The 1,300-nt window shown below is 65.8% G+C and carries 1 protein-coding gene; it reads left to right on the top strand.

Annotation, left to right across the window (positions count from 1 at the left end; all coding sequences use genetic code 11):
* Nucleotides 1–273: 273 nt before the first annotated feature.
* Nucleotides 274–1,300, top strand: a 1,027-nt coding sequence (locus ACFOSH_RS44605) for a hypothetical protein (protein WP_378248003.1), incomplete at its 3' end; no start/stop codon positions are given.

Below are 1,300 nucleotides of genomic sequence, written 5' to 3' on the forward strand. Positions count from 1 at the left end.
GGGTGGCGTTCTGGTGTCGAGGATGAAGCCCCGGGGCCGTCGGGGTTGCTGAGGTTGGAGATGCAGGGGGTGCTGCCGCCGGAGTTGCCGGGGGTTTCAGGGTGGCCTTCTGGGGTCGGGGTCGGTTCGCTGGGTTATTCCGAGGGCGGTGTGCCGGTGCCGGGTTGGTCTGGTGCTGGGGGTGGTGGCGGGGGGTGGCAGGTTGGTTCGGGGCGGTTGTCTGACGGTGGTGGGCGGGGGCCGGTTTCCGCCGATGTTCTTTCGCGTTCGTTGGTGGGTGAGGTGATGTGGCCGCGGGAGGAGGGGGTGTTGGGTGGTGTGCCGTCTGTTCACGATGACGTGATGGTGGCGCCTGTGGGGGTGATCATCGGTGGTGTGGGTTCGGAGTTGAGGGATGCGGCGGCGTTGCTGCTGAAGGAAGCCGGTGTGCATGGGGTGGTGTTGCTGGATCACGGTGTTCGTGATCTGGAGGTGATCGAGCGGGCGGTGCGGGGTTCGGGGTGGCGTGAAGGTGGTGAACCGGTCCGGTTGTTCGCGTGTGAGACCGGTGATGGTGCTCTGGATCGGTTGGCGGTCGGTTTGCAGGAGCGGCTTGGTGTTGCTGTGGGGTATCCGATCGAGTTGGTGTGGCTGGAGGTGGAGGGGCCTGGCCCCGCGGCCCGGGTCGGCAAACTGGGTTTGACCGAGAACGGTATGCCGGTGCCGGTTTTGTTTGATGCTGCGGGTGGTGGTGGCTGGGTGCGGCGGGTCCCGGACCGGCGGTATCCCGATGGCCGGATCGAAGGGTGGCCCTATACCGTCCCCGCTCCCGAAGGTGGCCTTGGTCTTGACCAACCGCGGCACCTCGCCCCCGGTGACACTGATCCTGTGTCTGCCGGTCCAGGGACGGAAGGTCAGGGGGTGACCGGTGCCGGACCGAGTGACGCTCTTCCGGCGGATGTGGAGTGGGGTGTCGGTCCTGGCCAAGACGCCACGCTAGCGGGGTATCTGAAGAAGAACAATCGTTCGAGCCCGGCGACGTCGACGGATTTGCAGTACTGGATACAGGATTTGCAAAACGCGGCTGTGACGGTGACCGGTTTGCGAGTACCCGCGCCTGTGGTGGCTGTTCTTTCCGACGGACAAATCACTGCGAAGCAGGTGAGAGGTCGTAGGGACTCGCGCGCAACTCTTGCGCCCACTCCGGAGCGGGTTCGTTCGCTGGTGCCTCCGTGGGTCAAGGCGTTCCGTCCTGGTGAGGTGCAGTGGTACGAGGGGGAGTTGCGCGAGGGGGAGTGGCATGAGGGGGAGTGGCGGCAGT

The organism is Amycolatopsis speibonae, assembly GCF_042647925.1.
Lineage (GTDB): Bacteria > Actinomycetota > Actinomycetes > Mycobacteriales > Pseudonocardiaceae > Amycolatopsis > Amycolatopsis speibonae.